General features: G+C 69.4%; 11 protein-coding genes and 1 tRNA gene. 3 read left to right on the top strand and 9 right to left on the bottom strand.

All coding sequences use genetic code 11. The annotated features are described in order from the left end of the window. Positions 1-14: 14 nt before the first annotated feature. From polA to RM1_RS14485, 7 genes are all read right to left on the bottom strand, one after another. A complete protein-coding gene (polA, locus tag RM1_RS14455; RefSeq protein ID WP_072752203.1) occupies positions 15-2,750 on the bottom strand; it encodes a DNA polymerase I in 2,736 nt (911 codons plus the stop codon). Between the two features lie 40 nt (positions 2,751-2,790). After that, positions 2,791-3,570 carry an ABC transporter ATP-binding protein gene (locus tag RM1_RS14460; RefSeq protein WP_072752205.1) on the bottom strand — a complete coding sequence of 260 codons (780 nt, stop codon included), beginning with the start codon at positions 3,568-3,570 and terminating at the stop codon, positions 2,791-2,793. Next, a complete protein-coding gene (locus RM1_RS14465) occupies positions 3,557-4,489 on the bottom strand; it encodes an ABC transporter ATP-binding protein (protein ID WP_425467871.1) in 933 nt (310 codons plus the stop codon). Before RM1_RS14465 ends, RM1_RS14460 begins: the two co-directional genes overlap by 14 nt. 26 nt (positions 4,490-4,515) lie before the next feature. Beyond that, positions 4,516-5,652 carry a branched-chain amino acid ABC transporter permease gene (locus tag RM1_RS14470; protein WP_425528715.1) on the bottom strand — a complete coding sequence of 379 codons (1,137 nt, stop codon included), beginning with the start codon at positions 5,650-5,652 and terminating at the stop codon, positions 4,516-4,518. Positions 5,653-5,771: 119 nt separating this feature from the next. Next, positions 5,772-6,809, bottom strand: coding sequence for a branched-chain amino acid ABC transporter permease (locus RM1_RS14475; RefSeq protein WP_072752208.1), 1,038 nt, complete (start codon positions 6,807-6,809; stop codon positions 5,772-5,774). A gap of 95 nt (positions 6,810-6,904) precedes the next feature. Next, positions 6,905-8,104, bottom strand: coding sequence for a branched-chain amino acid ABC transporter substrate-binding protein (locus tag RM1_RS14480; RefSeq protein WP_245816343.1), 1,200 nt, complete (start codon positions 8,102-8,104; stop codon positions 6,905-6,907). 319 nt (positions 8,105-8,423) lie between these two features. Beyond that, positions 8,424-9,035, bottom strand: coding sequence for an ANTAR domain-containing response regulator (locus RM1_RS14485; RefSeq protein WP_037176995.1), 612 nt, complete (start codon positions 9,033-9,035; stop codon positions 8,424-8,426). Between the two features lie 106 nt (positions 9,036-9,141). Between RM1_RS14485 and RM1_RS14490 the strand changes: the two genes are divergently transcribed. The 3 genes from RM1_RS14490 (at position 9,142) to RM1_RS14500 (ending at position 10,240) form a co-directional block, all read left to right on the top strand. After that, positions 9,142-9,218 (top strand) — tRNA-Leu (locus RM1_RS14490). 403 nt (positions 9,219-9,621) lie between these two features. Beyond that, positions 9,622-9,903 carry a hypothetical protein gene (locus RM1_RS14495; RefSeq protein WP_072752212.1) on the top strand — a complete coding sequence of 94 codons (282 nt, stop codon included), beginning with the start codon at positions 9,622-9,624 and terminating at the stop codon, positions 9,901-9,903. Between the two features lie 97 nt (positions 9,904-10,000). After that, the gene (locus RM1_RS14500) at positions 10,001-10,240 is read left to right on the top strand and encodes a hypothetical protein (protein WP_072752214.1); all 240 of its coding nucleotides are present in this window, start codon (positions 10,001-10,003) and stop codon (positions 10,238-10,240) included. Between the two features lie 68 nt (positions 10,241-10,308). Here RM1_RS14500 and RM1_RS14505 read toward each other — a convergent pair whose 3' ends face one another. Continuing rightward, positions 10,309-11,706, bottom strand: a complete 1,398-nt coding sequence (locus RM1_RS14505) for an FAD-binding oxidoreductase (RefSeq protein WP_245816345.1) — start codon at positions 11,704-11,706, stop codon at positions 10,309-10,311. 63 nt (positions 11,707-11,769) lie between these two features. Then, positions 11,770-14,610 (bottom strand): ATP-binding protein, encoded by a 2,841-nt coding sequence (locus RM1_RS14510; protein ID WP_072752216.1) that lies wholly within the window; start codon positions 14,608-14,610, stop codon positions 11,770-11,772. Between the last annotated feature and the right edge of the window lies 1 nt (position 14,611).

Here is a 14,611-nt window from a genome sequence, read left to right on the forward strand (position 1 = left end):
GCGACCACCTGCCGCTAGTGCGCGGCTGCGTCCCAGCTGCGCCCGGTACCGACCGAGACCTCCAGCGGCACAGAGAGTTCGATCGCCGCCGCCATCTTCTCCCGGACCAGCGTCTCGACCTGCTCGCGCTCCGACTCGACCACCTCGAGCACCAGCTCGTCGTGGACCTGGAGCAGCATCCGCGAGCGCAGCCCCGACTCGGCGAGCGACTTCTGCACGTCGATCATCGCGACCTTGATGATGTCGGCGGCCGTGCCCTGGATCGGGGCGTTGAGCGCGGCTCGCTCGGCCACCTCGCGTCGCTGACGGTTGTCGCTGTTCAGGTCCGGCAGGTAACGGCGCCTGCCGAACAGGGTGGAGGTGTAGCCGTCCTTGCGGGCCTGCTCGACGACCTCGCGGAGGTAGTCGCGAACCCCGCCGAACCGGGCGAAGTAGGCGTCCATCTGCCCCTTCGCCTCCTCCGTCGAGATCTTGAGCTGCGATGCGAGGCCGAACGCGCTGAGGCCGTACGCCAGTCCGTAGGACATTGCCTTCACGCGGCGACGCAGCTCGGGCGTGACCTCCTCGATCGGCACCCCGAACGCACGCGAACCCACGAAGCTGTGCAGGTCCTCGCCGGTGTTGAACGCCTCGATCAGGCCTTCGTCCCCGGACAGGTGCGCCATGATCCGCATCTCGATCTGGCTGTAGTCGGCGGTCAGCAGGTAGTCGTAGCCGTCCCCGACGACGAAGCCGTCCCTGATCTCGCGGCCTGCGTCGGTGCGCACCGGGATGTTCTGCAGGTTGGGCTCCGTGGACGAGAGCCGGCCGGTGGCGGCCACCGTCTGGTTGAAGGTGGTGTGGATCCGGCCGTCCTCGGCGACGGACTTGAGCAGCCCGTCGACGGTCACCTTCAGCCGGGTGGCGTCGCGGTGCGCGAGCAGGTGCTCAAGGAAGGGGTGCTCGGTCTTCTCGAACAGCGCCTCGAGGGCGGCGGCGTCGGTGGTGTACCCCGTCTTGGTCTTCTTCGTCTTCGGCATGTCGAGGTCCTCGAACAACACCACCTGCAGCTGCTTCGGCGAGCCCAGGTTGATCTGCTTGCCGATCACCTCGTACGCCGCGTCGGCGGCGACGTTGATGGCATCGGCGAAGCGACTCTGCAGGTCGTGCAGGTGCGCGGTGTCGACGGCGATGCCGGTGTACTCGATGTCCGCGAGCACCCCGAGCAGCGGCAGCTCCATCTCCGTGAGCAGCCCGGCGGACTCGATGTCGGCGAGCTCGTCGTCGAGCGCGGCGGCCAGGTCCACCACCGCCCTTGCCCGCAGGATCTCGCTCTCGGCGACGGCCGCGTCGGCCTGGTCTTCCTCGTCGAGGAGCGAGAGCTGGGCCTCACCCGAGTCCTCGACCCGCAGTTCGCGCTTGAGGTACCGCAGGGACAGGTCGTCGAGGTTGAAGCTGCGCTGACCCGGCCGGACCAGGTACGCCGCGAGCGCGGTGTCGCTGGTCAGCCCACCCAGCACCCAGCCGCGACCACGGAGGGCGTGCATCGCCACCTTGGCCTCGTGCAGCGCCTTCGGCTCGCTCGCATCGGAAAGCCAAGCGCCGAGCGCCTTCTCGTCCTCGGGGCTCGCGGTGGCGGTGACGATGTACGCACCCTCGCCGTCCGAGGCCGCGATCGCGACAGCGCTCGCGTCGCCGCCGTACGGATGCTTCGACCCGACCACCGACAGCCCGTGCCGCTGCCCGGTGCGGGCGTGCTCGGCCAGCCAGTCCGCCACCTCGCCGGGCGCCAGCGCACCGCCGCGCACCTCGAAGCCCTCCTCGGCCTCGGGTTCGGCGGAGGAGAGCGTGTCGAACAACCGGTCCCGCAGCACCCGGAACTCGAGGTCGTCGAACAGCATGTGGATCCGGTCCCGGTCCCACGGCGCCAGCACCAGCTGGTCAGGGGTGTACGGCAGCGGCACGTCGCGGACCATCTCGGTGAGGCGACGGTTGAGGATCACGCTGTTCAGGTTCTCGCGCAGCGAGTCACCCACCTTGCCGCGGACCTTGTCGACGTGCAGCACCAGCTCGTCGAACGAGCCGTACTCCCTGATCCACTTCGCCGCGGTCTTCTCGCCGACGCCGGGGATGCCGGGCAGGTTGTCGCTCGGGTCGCCGCGCAGGGCGGCGTAGTCCGGGTACTGGCTCGGGGTCAGGCCGTACTTGGCCTCGACCTCCTCGGGCGTGAACCGGGTGAGCTCGGAGACGCCCTTCTTGGGGTAGAGAACGGTGACGTCAGGGGTGACCAGCTGGAGGGCGTCCCGGTCGCCGGTGCACACCAGCACCCGATAGCCCAGCTCGGTGGCCTGGGTGGTCAGGGTGGCGATGATGTCGTCCGCCTCGAAACCGGCCTCGGCCATCACCGGGATGCCGAGCGCGCCGAGCACGTCCTTGGTGATCTCCACCTGCCCCTTGAACTCGTCAGGGGTCTTGCTGCGGTTCGCCTTGTACTCCGGGAAGGCCTCCGCGCGGAAGGTCTGCCTGGAGACGTCGAACGCGGCAGCCACGTGCGTCGGCTGCTCGTCGCGCAGCAGGTTGATCAGCATCGAGGTGAACCCGTACACCGCGTTGGTGGTCTGTCCGCTGTGTGTCTTGAAGTTCTCGGCCGGCAGCGCGAAGAACGCCCGATAGGCCAGGGAATGGCCGTCGAGCAGCAACAACGTCGGCTTGTCGGCGGTTGCGGCGCCGTCGGGGCGGGCGGAGGACCGTTGATCGGTTGCTGGGCTCACCGCACTGAGTCTAGGGACGTGGACCGACACACGAGAACCACTACCCCACCCCCAGGTAGGCGCGCTTGATCGCCGGATCGGCGAGCAGCTCCTTGCCGGTCCCGGTCTTGGTCACCTCGCCGGTCTCCAGGATGTACGCCCGATCGGTCCGGGTGAGCGCCTGCTGCGCGTTCTGCTCGACCAGCAGGATCGTGGTGCCCTGCGCGTTGATCTCAGCGATGATCCGGAAGATCTGCTGGATCACCATGGGCGCCAACCCCATCGACGGCTCGTCCAGCATCAACAGGCGCGGCCTCGACATGAGCGACCGGCCGATGGCGAGCATCTGCTGCTCGCCCCCGGACATGGTCCCGCCGACCTGGGTGCGGCGCTCCTCGAGCCGGGGAAACAGCTCGAAGACCCACTCCAAGCGCTCGGAGTACGCGGCCTTCGTCTCGAATTTGCGTGCATAGCAACCCATGTCGAGGTTTTCCTGCACGGTCATCCCGGGAAACACGCCGCGTCCCTCGGGCGCCTGCACCATGCCCATCTTCACCCGCTCGTGCGCCTTCACGTGGGTGATGTCGCGTCCGTCGAACACGATGCGGCCGTGGGTGAGCGGCAGCAGCCCGGACAGCGCCCGCATGGTGGTGGACTTGCCTGCCCCGTTCGCGCCGAGCAGCGTCACCAGCTCGCCGCGCTCGACGCGCAGCGAGACCCCGTGCAGCGCCTGGATGCGCCCGTAGCTCACCGCGACGTCGGTCACCTCCAGCAGCGGCCCCTCGGCGGTCGCGACCGAACCGGAGCGGCCGGCCTCGTCGGCCTTCTCATGCGATGGCATCGTCGGGCACCCCCAGGTAGGCAGCGATCACGGCCGGGTTCTCGCGGATCGCGGCAGGCAGGTCGTCGGCGATCTTCTTGCCGAACTCGAGCACCACGATGCGGTCGGTCACGCCCATCACCAGGCGCATGTCGTGCTCGATCAGCAGCACCGTGAAGCCGTCGTCCCGGATCTTGCGGATCAGATCCATCAGCGCGGACTTCTCGCTCGGGTTGAATCCGGCGGCGGGCTCGTCGAGGCACAGCAGTTTCGGCTCGGTGGCCAGCGCCCGCGCGATCTCCAGGCGTCGCTGGTCGCCGTACGAGAGGTTCTTCGCCTTCTCGACCGCGCGGGGCGCGATGCCGACGAACTCCAGCAGCGCCATCCCGCGGGCCACGGCGTCGCGTTCCTCGCGGCGGTGGCGCCTGGTCCGGAAGATGGCCCCTGGGACCGAGGTCCGGTGCCTGGCGTCGGTACCGACCACCACGTTCTCGAGCGCGGTCATCTCGCCGAAGAGCCGGATGTTCTGGAAGGTGCGCGCGATGCCCAGCCGCGTGATCTCGTTGCGCTTCGTCTTGGCCAGCGGCTCACCGTCGAACATCACCCGTCCCGCCGACGGCTTGTAGACACCGGTGATGGCGTTGAAGCAGGTGGTCTTGCCTGCGCCGTTGGGCCCGATCAGACCGAGGATCTCGCCGCGCCGGATCTCGAAGGACACGTCGTCGAGTGCGACGAGCCCGCCGAAACGCACGGTCAGGCCCTCCGTCTTCAGCAGCGCCTGACCCTCGGCGGTCTCGATCTCCCGCTGCGGGGCCACCGCCTCGGCGACCGCCTCGGGGTCGACGAGCGCCGGATCGATGGCCGCGACGTCCACGACGCCCGCGGTCGGCACATCCACCTCGGGCGCGAGGTTCGCGGCCATGTCCTCGTTGTCGAACATCGCGTCGCCCGCTCCAGGTCCCGCCGTCATCCGCCGACCTCCGTCGTCGCTGCGCTGGGCGCCGGACCGTTGCCCGGCGCGTCGCTGGGTCTACGTACAGCCTGGTAGATCTGCCTGCCGTAGGCCAGTAGTTTCTGCCGCGCCGGGAAGAGACCCTGCGGGCGGAAGATCATCAGCACCACCAGCGCGAGGCCGAAGAACAGGTACTTGTAGTCGCCGAGCGACTGCCCGCCGATCTCGATCGACATCGCCCGGTTGGGCAGGTACACGATGATGAACGCGCCGACGATGACGCCGAGCTTGTTGCCCTGACCGCCGATGACCACCGCACACAGGAACAGCATCGAGTTGATGACGTTGAACCCGGTCGGGTTGATGAACTGCACCTGCCCGGCGTAGAGCGCGCCGGACAGGCCGCCGATCGAGGCGCCGATCGTGAAGGCCCACAGCTTGAACTTGAAGGTCGGCACGCCCATGATCTCGGCGGCGTCCTCGTCCTCCCGGATCGCGACCCAGGCTCGACCGACCCGGCTGCGCTCGAGGTTGCCGACCAGCAGCAGGGCGATGATCACCATCACCATGCCGACCCAGAACCACCACACGCCGGAGTTCAGGTTGCCGCCGGTGTTGCCCGCCGAGAACACCCCGTACGGCTTGTCCTCGGTCTCGCCGAGGTGCGGGTACGCGATCTGGGAGAGCCCCTGACCGCCGTTGGTGACGTCGGTGAGGTTGTCGGCCAGCAACCGGACGATCTCGCCGAAGCCGAGGGTCACGATGGCCAGGTAGTCGCCCCGCAGCCGCAGCGTCGGGGTGCCGAGTATCAGCCCGGTGAACGCGGTGATGGCCACCGCGATCGGCAGGCAGGACAGCCACGCCCAGTCCTCGGAGAAGAATCCGCTCTCGGTCATCTTGTTCCACGGACTGTTCGGGCTGGTGAGCAGCGCGACGGTATACGCACCGACCGCGTAGAAGCCGACGTAGCCGAGGTCGAGCAGGCCGGCCTGGCCGACGACCACGTTGAGGCCGATCGCGATCAGCGCGTACATCGCGAACTGGGCCATCACCCCGCCGAAGTCGGTGCCCGGCGTGTCCAGGATCGGCGGCCGCCAGACCGGCAGGATCGCGATCAGCGCGATCACCGGGACCCCGACGAGCCACTGCATCGGCCTGGCCAGGCCGTTCCACCAGCCCCGGATCGCGTCGCCGACGCCGTGCCTGTCGGGTTGCGGCCCCTTGAGCAGCTCGGTCGGGTCTGGCTGCGCCGCAGCCGGATTCTCGGTACTCATACCCGCGCCCTTCCCAGGCTCTCACCGAGGATCCCGGTTGGCCTGAACATCAGCACGACGACCAGCAACACGAAGGCGACGACGTCTCGCCATTCGGTGCCGAACACCACCTGGCCGTAGTTCTCCATGACCCCGAGCAACAGGCCGCCGAGCAGGGCCCCGCGGAGATTGCCGATACCGCCGAGCACCGCCGCGGAGAACGCCTTGATCCCGAGGATGAAGCCGCCGTTGAAGATGATCCCGGAGGGGATCTTGAGCGTGTACAGCAGCGCCGCGGCGCCGGCCAGGATGCCGCCGAGCAGGAAGGTCAGCATGATCACGCGTTCACGGGAGATGCCCATCAGGGTCGCGGTGTCGGGGTCCTGGGCCACCGCCCGGATCCCCCGGCCGAACTTGGTTCGGTTGATGATCATGTCGGTGACCAGGGTGAGGAGCAACGCGGCCACGATGATCACGATCGTCACGTTGCTCACCGAGGCGCCGAAGATGCTGAACACCTCGACCGGCTGGACCAGCTTGATGGGCTGCTGCGCATTGGTGCCGCCGAGGCCGGGCCAGATCTCGGGGAGCACGTAGTGCACGAATTCCTGCAGCACGAACGACATTCCGATCGCGGTGATGAGGAAGGTGAGCGGTTTCGCCCCGCGCTTGCGCAGCGGCCGATAGGCCACGCGCTCGAGCCCGACCGCGGCGCCGCCCGAAACGGCCATGCCGAACAGCATTGCCAGACCGAGGAACACGACCGTCATGACGACGCCCTCATTGTAGGCGTTGCCGCTCGGTGTGAAGCCGAGCAGTTCGAGCGCCACGTACTGCCCGAACATGCCGAGCATGAAGACCTCGGAGTGCGCAAAGTTGATCAGCCGCAGCACGCCGTAGACCAGCGTGTACCCGATCGCCACCAGCGCGTAGATGGCGCCGTAGCTCAGCCCGTCGATGGTCAGTTGCCAGAAGCTCGTGGTGAGCCCCTGGATGTTGAAGTCGATATTGCCCGCGTAGAGGGTTGCCGAGGCGGCGAGGGAAGTCGCGATCATCGAAGTCACTTTCAAAGCCGGGAGGCGCTACCGGCGCCCCGACGACGCAGCCGGGGCCTGCTACGAGCAGGCACCCGGCTGCGGGATGCGTTCTGTCAGTTGACCTTGTAGATCTGGATCAGGGCGTTGGACAGCTCACCCTTGTCGTTCCACTGGTACTTCTTGCCGACGCCCTGCCCGTCGTAGTTCTTGACGAAGGCCAGCATTCCGGCGCGGTCCTTCACCCCGGAGTCGATGGCCTTGAGCATGATCGTGGTCAGGTCGTAGCCCTCGACCGAGTAGACGCCGGGCGCCTGGCCGTTGAGCTCCTCGTACTGCTCTGCCAGCGCGGCAGGCGCCGGGACGCAGGGGCAGGTGAGGATCGCGCCGTTCGCGGATTCGCCTGCCTGCTTGACGAACTCGGGATCGTTGGTGCCGTCACCGGAGGTGAAGGTCGCGGTCACCCCGCCCTCGCGGAGCTGGGTCACGAACGGCGCCGCCTCGGCGTAATAGCCCGAGTACCAGACCGCGTCGGGCGACTCGCCCTTGATCTGGGACACGGTGGCCGAGAAGTCCTTCTGACCGGTCTTGACGCTGGCCGAACAGGCGGGATCCGCTGCGGCGCCGAGGGTCTCGGTCACCACCCGGGCCAGGCCGACGCCGTAGTCGGAGTCGTCCTGCACGACGCACACCTTCTTCGCGTCGAGTGTGCCGGTGAGGTACTTGGCGACGACCGAGCCCTGGCTGTTGTCGTTGCCGAGGCCCCGGAAGAAGGTGGTCCAGCCGTTCTCGGTGAGCGTGGGGTTGGTGGCCGACGCGGTGAGGAACGGCAGCCCGCTCTGGTTGAAGATCGGGCCGGTGGCCTTGGTCTCACCGGAGAAGGCCGGCCCGAGCAGGCCGATGATGGACTGGTTGCTCACGATGTTCGGCGCCACCTGGGTCGCCTTCTGCGGGTCGCCCTCGGTGTCGAAGGTCTCCATCTCGACCTGGCAGTTCGGGTTGGCCTTATTGTGCTTGTCGAGGGCGAGCTTGGCCCCGTAGAGGATGTTCTGCCCGAGCGCGGCGTTGGCACCGGTCAGCGCGCCGGCCATCGCGAGCGAGACCCCCGAGCAGGTGGCGTTGCCGCTGCCCGCGGGATCGGCCGCATCGGTGACGTCGGCGCTCGCGACCTCGTTGCCAGCCGAATCGAGCAGCACCCCGGGCTGAATGCTGAGCGCGCTGGACTCCCCAGACCCGCTGGTCTCCGACGATCCGCCGTCGGTGGTCTTGCTGCTACAGCCCGCGACGGCTAGCGCTGCGGCGACTCCAACGATCAACGCGCCTCTCGCTGTACGACGATGCACGTCCCACCTCCGAAATCTGTGCGCCCCGGACAATTCCGGAGGGGCCGTCCGCCAGCCCGGACAAAACATAACCGTGCGGCAATGCCCGTGCATCACATTGAAGTAGTTCGCCGCGCGGACGAATTTCCGTGGCGGAAACTATACGGTCGACCAAGAATGGCGACACAATGAAGAAACCGCAGGTAACGGCGAGATCTGCGGAGAAAGCGCAATTTCGTCACCCAATGCAGAAAGACTGAACCATCGCCTTGAAACACTTAGTTAGCGCAATGGTTACATTGCGTGTCGCGACCTATTTCGCGTCGAGCGTCTCGATCACGATCTGGGCGACGGCCTTCATGGAGGTCCGCCCGTCCATCGCCGCCCGCTGGATCCAGTTGAACGCTTCGGGCTCGCTCAGCGACTGCGACCGCATCAACACGCCCTTGGCCCGCTCGATGAGCTTGCGCGACTCCAACCGATCGGCCAGCGTCGCCACCTCCCGCTCGAGCGCGGAGATCTCGGCGAACCGGCTCGCGGCCAACTCGACGGCAGGCACCAGATCCGCCTTCGAGAACGGCTTGACCAGATAGGCCATCGCGCCGGCGTCGCGAGCCCGCTCGACGAGTTCACGCTGACTGAATGCGGTCAGGATCACCACCGGCGCAATGCGCTTGGACGCGATCTCCGAGGCCGCATCGATCCCGTCACGCAGCGGCATCTTGACGTCCATGATCACCAGGTCCGGCTTGAGCGCCTCGGCCAGATCGACCGCGCGCTGGCCGTCACCCGCCTCGCCGACCACGTTGTAGCCCTCTTCGCGGAGCATCTCCACCAGGTCCATCCGGATGAGGGTCTCGTCCTCGGCGACCACCACGCGGCGGGCGGCGGCGCCGTCACCCTGCGCGGCCGGAGCGTTCGTCATCACCAATCCCCCTCGGTCGTCAGCCTCGCCCGAGTCAGGCGCCGCACCCTTGAAGGGTACCGGTGCTTGACGCCAGGAGACGATCTTCTACAGTGGACAACCGCCAGCCCTCGTATCCCAATTGGCAGAGGAAACGGATTCAAAACCCGTGCAGTGTGAGTTCGAGTCTCACCGAGGGCACCACGAAGATTCGGGCCGAAGCCCATTCCCGAACTCCTGACGTCGGCGTGTCCCACCGTCGTGGCCCCACCCCGACGCGCTTGCATCCACATCTGCGGCCGGACACCTACCCACGCCGGTTCGGCAGGGATTCCGCCGAATCGGCGTGGGCTCGAAATCGACCGTCCCTCAGAGCGTTTCGCTCGATTTACCCCGCTCAACGACGCCGCAGGCCGACCCGATCTCGGTGCGGGAGGTCACGGACGCCCGCACACGGCAGACGCCTGCCCCAGCACCCGCCGACAGACCCTCGCAATAGGCCAACAGGAAGCGCACGATTAGTGGAGGACTCGGGCAATTGACAGCGGACCGCGACCGCAACCGCGCTCCCGCGCGAGGCCCGGGCCTGCCGCTCTAGGAGGACGTCATGAACACCATCACACTGCGCACGGCGACTGCTGCGGCCCTGATCGCCCCCGCACTCACACTCGGAGCCGGGGTGGCCGGGGCCACGGCGCACGAGCCTCCCACCGCTCCCCCTGCCGTCACCGAGACGACACCCGTGTCCCCCGACATGATCACGCCCGTCGTGCTCCTGCCCGGGCAGACGACATGGCAGGGCGCCCTCGGCACGGTCCTCGCCTGTGCACCGTGGGGACTCATCCCCCTCATCGGGCCGAACGTCGCATTCCCGATCTGCCTCGCCTGACGCCACCCGCAACGCCCTCGTCCACCCCGCATCGCTGCAGGGGTGCGGTAGACCTCCGCGGCGGCGAACCGATACCCCGCACCGATACGGTGGCACCATGACGACCGCCGGCCTCGCCGACCGCGCCTGCCTCCCCATGAGTGACGGTGACCGCGTCCGCCTGCTTCTCGACATCGTCGAACTCGCGCAGACCCGCATCGGGCCCGACGAGGTCAACGACCTCGCCGGGCCCGCGCTTGCGGCGCACGGGGTCGCGCTCACCCAGGACGTGGCACGGGGCTGGAACCTGGCCCTCGAGATCCTCACCCGCACCCTGGAGGCCCGGCTTCCGCAGTGACGCCGCCTACCCGGCGGGGATGATCCGGCGCGAACCCCTCGTGCGCGCCGAACCACCACCGCGGGCCGTCACCAGCGCGCCGCGGCGCCGAACAAGCGGCTCGGATCGAACCGATCGCGGATCTCGGACAGCCGTCGGAGATCCTGCGGACCCCATGCCGCGCGCACCCGGTCGGCGGGCGCACCCTCGGCTCCGCCCGCGAAGTTCATCAGCGCCCCGCCGGTCCCCCACGGCTGCATCGCTGCCAGCACCGATTCGAGCGCGCCGGGGACGACGTCGGCGATGGGCGGCGCCAGCACGCCGACGGCGAACAGACTGAAGGCCGCGTCCCGGCCCGCCACCGCGTTCGGGACCTCGGCGCCGCAGGCCAGTGCCCCGCCCATCGCCCGGATCTCCGCCAGCACCAACGGCAGGCCACCCGCGGGCCCGACCGTGGCGAGGAACTCGTCGATCGCCTCGGCCGGCAGCTCGCGCAGGAGCAGCGACCGCTCGGCGCCGGGCATCGGGTCGGTGGGGTCGGCGTGGATCGAACCCAGATCCGCGTACATGATCTCGGTGACCGTGTCGATGATCGGCTCCGCCAAGTCGCGCAGCGGCGCCAGGAGCGCCTCCCCGTCCTCCGTCTCGCTGACATGCGCAAAGCGCACGTGCAGCACCGTGCGGCCGCGCAGGGCCTCGGGCAGGGCCGGCAGCGGCGGGAAGTTCACCACCGCGACCGAAGAGCTCACCGACTCGGGGATCCGGTGCACCCAGTCCCGCCAGCCGTGCAGGACCCGCGGCGCGTCGAGGATGTCGAAGAACATGCCGCCCGCGTGCACGGTCTGCACAGGGAAGAGCCGGAAGGTGATCTGGGTGACGATCCCGAATGCCGCACCACCGCCGCGCAACGCCCAGAACAGGTCCGGCTCGCTGGTCTCGCTCACCCGGCGCAACCGGCCGTCCGCGGTCACCACCTCGATCTCGGTGACGTGATCGGCGGCGAAACCGAAGGTCCTGGCCACCGGGCCGATCCCGCCACCGAGCGTGTACCCGACGACCCCGACCTCCGTCCCGGACCCGCACAATCCGGCGAGCCCGTGTGGCGACGCGGCGTCGAGCACCTGCTGCCACCGCACGCCCGCGCCGACGGTCGCCGTCCCGGCCTGCTGGTCGATCACGATGGAGTCGAGGAGCCGGGTGTTGATCAGGATCGTCTCGGGCCCGGTGGGCGCCGCGCCGTGCCCGGTGGACTGCACCGCGACCGACATCCCGGCGGCGGCCGCGACCCCGACCGCCGCCGCGACGTCGGCGGCACTGGAGGCGACCAGCACCGCCGCGGGGCGGTGCACCGTGACGGTGTTGAAGCCCGCGACGGACAGGTCGAAGCCGCCGCTCCCCTGCGCGTGTACCGGCCCGGCGGTCGCGGCACTCAGGCGCTCGACCAGTGACGGCAGGACCGGTGAGGATTCTTCAATACTGGTGGACACGGCGATTCCTTCGCTCGTTCGGATCTGTCCACCAGAGGAGACCCAACCGCTCTTATCGCGCTCTTACGGCCGGCTTGCCGCGCTCTCCCCGACCAGGTCGGACAGCAGCGCGTTGATCTGGGCCCGGTCGAGGCCGGCTCCCCGCGCGGTGTGTCGGGCGTACTCCCGTGCGCTGAGCGCATCGCGGACCGCGGCGGCCTCCCTCGGACCGTCGATCGGGTCCATCCCCTCCGGCAGGAACCCGATCCGGCCGCCGAGCGATTGCACCGCCCCGGCCAGCACCGCGGCCTCCACCGGGTGCCCGGCGCCGGCCAGGACCGCGGCGGAGGTGTGCATCAGCACCAGCCAGGACGTCACGTCACCGTCCTCCTCGAGCACCGACTGCATGTGCCGTGCCGCGGACATCGCGGACGACACGTCGCCCGCGTCCATCGACGTCTTCATCAGCGCCCACGTCGAGGAGCTGACCGACCACGCGTTGCCGATGCGCTCGGCGACGGCGATCGCCGTCTCCAACTCCGCGCGCGCCTCCTGCGGGCGACCGTCGTTGCGCAACACCATGCCGAGCACCATCCGGGCGTCCGCCTCCGCGAAGCCCGACCCGAGCGCGTGCGCGGTCGCGGCGCCCTCGCGGACGAGGTCGAGACCCGCGTCGAGGTTGCCGTCCATCGACAGGAAGTAGCCGCACCACGCCCTCAGCCGGGCCGCCTCGGCGAGGTCGCCCGCTGCCTCCCACGCGGCGGCGGACTCCCGCGCGGCGTCGGACGCGGCAGCCCGGTTCCCGGTGAGGTACGTCAGCGACGCGACACCAGCCATCGCCCGCGCGAACAGTCGCGGCTCGGGAGGACTCGGGTCCGCCGCGACCGCGTCGAGGGCCGACTGCAGGAAGCCGAGCCCCTCACCGATGCGGCCCATCCGGTACCAGAACCAGTACAAACCGCCGGCCAGCTCCAGGGCGTAGTGCGCCTCTCCCGCCGCGAGCGCGGACACCAGGGCCGCCCGGTGCTCGGCCTGGTCGGCGGAGAGCTCGCGCATCACCTCCGCCGATTTCGCGCCGTACAGCGCGGACTGGCGGGCGCTGACACGGGCCAGCACGTGGGTCCGGTGTCTCGCCTCGGACAGCTCACGCTCGGCCGGATCGGACCGCTGCCATGCGAAGTGCTTGATGGTCTGCAACATCCGGTAGCGCCGGGGCGAGGTGCCGGGCAGGACGGTGAGCAGCGATCGGCGCACCAGTGCGGTCACCGGCTGTACCGAGGCGACCGCGGACTGAGCCCCGGTGACGGCCGCGGCGCCGCCGATGTCGAAGCTGTCCGCGAACGCCGCCACCCGACGCAGCAGTTCCGCCTCCTCGTCGTCGAGCAGTCGGTAGCTCCAGTCGATGGTGTCCGCGAGCCTGCGCTGTCTCGGTGGGGCGCTGCGGGACCCGCCGCGCAGGAGGGTGAAGCGGTCCCCCAGCCCGTCGGCGATCTGCCGCTCGGAGAGCACCCGAAGCTGTGCGGTGGCGAGTTCGATGCCGAGTGGGATGCCGTCGAGTTCGGCGCAGATCGTGCGCACCGTCGGGGCGTTCGACTCGTCGAGAGTCCATCCTGGCACCACGCCGCCCGCGCGTGCCGCGAACAGGTCCCGCGCCTCGTCCGGCACGAGCGGCGAGACCTCGTGCAGCGCTTCCCCATCCACGTCCAGGGGTTCGCGACTGGTGGCGAGCAGCCGCACCCGAGGACAGCGTGCGGCGAGCGTGGCGGCCAGCGCCGCGGCGTCGGCGATGACGTGCTCGCAGTTGTCGAGGATCATCAGCATCGTCCGCCCGGCGAGCACACCGGCGAGATGCTCCGCGCTGCCGACCCCTGGCAGTCCGAGTGCCGAGGCCACCGCGGGCACGATCAGGGCGCCGTCGGTGAGGGCGCCGAGATCCACCATCCACGGGCCGTCGCCATCACGTCTGCGGCGCGCGACCTCGATCGCGAGTCTGGTCTTGCCGACCCCACCCGGTCCGACGAGGGTGACCACGGGATGCTCGCACAGCGCCGCGGTCACCGACTCGATGTCGGCCGCCCGGCCCACCAGCAGGCTCCGCGGGGACGGCAGGTTCGATGCGCGGGTCAGATCGAATTCGGTCGAGGGGGTCGCCGCCTGCCCGTGCAGCGCGGCATCCTGCGCCAGCACGGCCGCCTCGAGCTGCCGCAGGCCCACTCCTGGGTCGATGCCGAGTTCGTCGTCCAGGATCGCTCGGATCCGGCGCAGCGCGGCCAGCGCGTCGGACTGTCGACCGCCGCGATACAGCGCGAGCACCAGGATCTCCCAGACCCGCTCGTCAAGGGGATGTTCGGCGGTCATGGCCTCCGCCTCGGCGGCGACCTCCGCGAATCGCTCCCTGCGCAGGCCCATCTCGAGCAACGATCTGCGGGCCGCCACATGTATCGCGGTCAGCCGGGCGATCTCCGGCGCCGTGAACTCGGATCCGGCGATGTCGGCATACGGCGAGCCCCGCCACAGCGACAGGGCCTCCAGGTAGGCGGCGGCCGCACCGTCCGCCGACGTGTCCGCGACCTCCGCGCCGAGCCGGACCAACTCCTCGAACCGCGCGACGTCGACGCTGCCGCGCTCGGCCGCGAGCAGGTATCGGCTGCCGTCGCGCACCAGCACCCCGTCCGCGCGCCGGGCCCTGTCGGGACTGAGCAGGTCGCGCAGCTTGGAGATCGCGACATGCAACGAGCTGAGCTTGGGCTGATCGAGGTCGTGCCACACCTGGGCGAGCAGGCGCTCGGACGACACGGAGTACGGGTAGGCGAGGACGAGCGCCGCGAGCAACGCGCGTTGGCGGGCGCCGCCGAGGTCGATCGGGCGGCCGTCGCGGAGCGCCGCGACGGGCCCGAGCACCCGCAGTTCCAGGCCTTCCGGCATG

The sequence above is a fragment of the Rhodococcus maanshanensis NBRC 100610 genome (assembly GCF_001894865.1).
In the GTDB taxonomy this organism is placed as follows: Bacteria; Actinomycetota; Actinomycetes; order Mycobacteriales; family Mycobacteriaceae; genus Rhodococcus_G; species Rhodococcus_G maanshanensis.

What these genes read in the sequence shown, in the direction of transcription:
- RM1_RS14460 (WP_072752205.1), bottom strand. Translation starts at nt 3,570, where the DNA reads ATGCCATCGCATGAGAAGGCCGACGAGGCCGGCCGCTCCGGTTCGGTC.
- RM1_RS14465 (WP_425467871.1), bottom strand. Translation starts at nt 4,489, where the DNA reads ATGTTCGACAACGAGGACATGGCCGCGAACCTCGCGCCCGAGGTGGAT.
- RM1_RS14470 (WP_425528715.1), bottom strand. Translation starts at nt 5,652, where the DNA reads ATGCAGTGGCTCGTCGGGGTCCCGGTGATCGCGCTGATCGCGATCCTG.
- RM1_RS14475 (WP_072752208.1), bottom strand. Translation starts at nt 6,809, where the DNA reads ATGATCGCGACTTCCCTCGCCGCCTCGGCAACCCTCTACGCGGGCAAT.
- RM1_RS14485 (WP_037176995.1), bottom strand. Translation starts at nt 9,035, where the DNA reads ATGACGAACGCTCCGGCCGCGCAGGGTGACGGCGCCGCCGCCCGCCGC.
- RM1_RS14495 (WP_072752212.1), top strand. Translation starts at nt 9,622, where the DNA reads ATGAACACCATCACACTGCGCACGGCGACTGCTGCGGCCCTGATCGCC.
- RM1_RS14500 (WP_072752214.1), top strand. Translation starts at nt 10,001, where the DNA reads ATGACGACCGCCGGCCTCGCCGACCGCGCCTGCCTCCCCATGAGTGAC.
- RM1_RS14510 (WP_072752216.1), bottom strand. Translation starts at nt 14,610, where the DNA reads ATGCCGGAAGGCCTGGAACTGCGGGTGCTCGGGCCCGTCGCGGCGCTC.